Source organism: Mycobacterium sp. (assembly GCF_049281135.1).
Taxonomy (GTDB): Bacteria; Actinomycetota; Actinomycetes; order Mycobacteriales; family Mycobacteriaceae; genus Mycobacterium.
In genome coordinates, this window is record NZ_JBAPRN010000735.1 from 1 (window position 1) to 2,835 (window position 2,835).

At 64.7% G+C, this 2,835-nt stretch carries 2 protein-coding genes; both read left to right on the forward strand.

The features are described from left to right. On the forward strand, window positions 1-120 hold a 120-nt coding region (locus WAN02_RS29310; protein WP_422268895.1), incomplete at its 5' end, for a sigma 54 modulation/S30EA ribosomal C-terminal domain-containing protein. A gap of 124 nt (window positions 121-244) precedes the next feature. Next, on the forward strand, window positions 245-2,835 hold a 2,591-nt coding region (gene secA, locus WAN02_RS29315; RefSeq protein WP_422268894.1), incomplete at its 3' end, for a preprotein translocase subunit SecA.

Consider the following 2,835-nt stretch of genomic DNA (forward strand, 5'->3'; position numbering starts at 1 on the left):
CTCTACGAGATGGAGTTGGTCGGCCACGACTTCTTCTTGTTCTACGACAAGCAGACCGAGCGGCCTTCGGTGGTCTACCGGCGGCATGCCTACGACTACGGTCTGATTCGGCTCTCCTGAGCCGACCCAACCTGGGCCGCGGCGAGCGCCGACTCGTCGTGGCCGGGGGTACCACCTGAGCCGTCACCTAGGATGGATGACGCCGAAGACGTCTGCTCTACAGAAGGACCTAGGGGACTAAGCCGTGCTGGATAAGTTGTTGCGACTTGGCGAAGGTCGCATGGTCAAGCGCCTCAAGCGGGTGGCCGAGTACGTCAACAGCTTGGCGGAGGACATCGAGAAGCTGACCGACGCCGAACTGCAGGCCAAGACCGCGGAGTTCAGGAAGCGGCACGCCGACGGGGAGACCCTCGACGACCTGCTGCCCGAGGCGTTCGCGGTGGCCCGCGAGGCGGCTTGGCGGGTGCTCGACCAGCGGCACTTCGACGTGCAGGTGATGGGTGGTGCGGCGCTGCACTTCGGCAACGTCGCCGAGATGAAGACCGGTGAAGGCAAGACCCTGACTTCAGTGCTGCCGGCCTACCTCAACGGCATCGGCGGCGACGGGGTGCACATCGTCACCGTCAACGACTACCTGGCCAAACGCGACAGCGAGTGGATGGGCCGGGTGCACCGCTTCCTGGGCCTGGACGTCGGCGTGATCCTGGCGCAGATGACGCCCGACGAGCGGCGCGTCGCCTACGCGGCCGACATCACCTACGGCACCAACAACGAATTCGGCTTCGACTACCTGCGCGACAACATGGCCCATTCGCTGGAAGAGTGCGTCCAGCGCGGCCACAACTTCGCCATCGTCGACGAGGTCGACTCGATTCTGATCGACGAAGCCCGCACCCCACTGATCATCTCCGGGCCCGCCGACGGAGCCTCGAATTGGTATTCCGAATTCGCCCGACTGGCGCCGCTGATGGAAAAAGACACCCACTACGAGGTGGATCTGCGTAAGCGGACCGTCGGTGTACACGAGCTCGGGGTGGAGTTCGTCGAAGACCAGCTCGGTATCGACAACCTGTACGAGGCGGCCAACTCGCCGCTGGTCAACTACCTCAACAACGCGCTGAAGGCCAAGGAGCTGTTCAATCGCGACAAGGACTACATCGTCCGCGACGGCGAGGTGATCATCGTCGACGAGTTCACCGGCCGCACGCTGGTCGGCCGGCGCTACAACGAGGGCATGCATCAGGCCATCGAGGCCAAGGAGCGCGTCGAGATCAAGGCCGAGAACCAGACGCTGGCCACCATCACCCTGCAGAACTATTTCCGGCTCTACGACAAGCTCTCCGGCATGACCGGTACGGCGCAGACCGAGGCTGCCGAACTGCACGAGATCTACAAGCTCGGCGTGGTGCCCATCCCGACGAACCGGGCGATGGTCCGCACCGACCAGTCCGACCTGATTTACAAGACCGAGGAAGCCAAGTACATCGCGGTCGTCGACGACGTCGGCGAGCGCTACGAGAAGGGCCAGCCGGTGCTGATCGGTACGACGAGCGTGGAGCGCTCGGAGTACCTTTCTCGGCAATTCCAGAAGCGGCGCATCCCGCACAACGTGCTCAACGCGAAGTATCACGAGCAGGAAGCCGGCATCGTCGCCGAGGCCGGCCGCCGCGGCGCCATCACGGTCGCCACCAACATGGCCGGCCGCGGTACCGACATCGTGCTGGGCGGCAACGTCGACTTTCTCACCGACCTGAGGTTGCGGGCCCGCGGTCTGGATCCGGTCGAGACTGCCGACGAGTACGAGGCGGCTTGGCACGAGGAGCTACCGATCGTCAAAGACGAGGCAGCGGCCGAAGCCAAAGAGGTCATCGAGGCCGGCGGGCTATACGTGCTGGGCACCGAGCGGCACGAGTCACGCCGTATCGACAACCAGCTGCGCGGCCGCTCCGGTCGTCAGGGTGACCCCGGTGAGTCGCGGTTCTACCTGTCGCTGGGCGACGAGTTGATGCGTCGTTTCAACGGCGCCGCGCTGGAGACGCTGCTGACCCGGTTGAACCTGCCTGACGACGTGCCGATCGAGGCGGGAATGGTGACCCGTGCGATCAAGAGCGCGCAGACCCAGGTCGAGCAGCAGAACTTCGAGGTCAGAAAAAACGTCCTCAAGTACGACGAGGTGATGAACCAGCAGCGCAAGGTCATCTACGCGGAACGTCGCCGCATCCTCGAAGGCGAGAACCTGCAGCAGCAGGCGCACGACATGCTCGTCGCCGTGATCACCGCCTACGTCGACGGTGCCACCGCCGTGGGATACGCCGAGGATTGGGATCTGGAGAAGCTCTGGGAGGCGCTGAAAACGCTGTACCCGGTCGGTCTCGACCACACCACACTGATCGACTCCGAGGCGGTCGGGGAGCCTGGCGAGCTGACCCGCGAGGAGTTGCTCGACGCGTTGATCGAGGATGCCGACCGCGCCTATGCCACCCGGGAAGCCGAGCTCGAAGAGCTGGCGGGTGAGGGCGCGATGCGCCAGCTGGAACGCAACGTGCTGCTCAACGTCATCGACCGCAAATGGCGTGAGCACCTCTACGAGATGGACTACCTCAAAGAGGGCATCGGTCTGCGCGCGATGGCGCAGCGCGATCCGCTGGTCGAGTACCAGCGTGAGGGCTTTGACATGTTCACCGGGATGCTGGAGGGCCTCAAAGAAGAGTCCGTCGGCTTCCTGTTCAACGTCGCGGTCGAGGCGGTACCGACCCAGCAGGTCGGACCGGTCGCCGAGCCGGAGGGCCTGGCCGAGTTCGCCACCGCCGCCGCGGCCAGCGCGCAGCAGCAGGC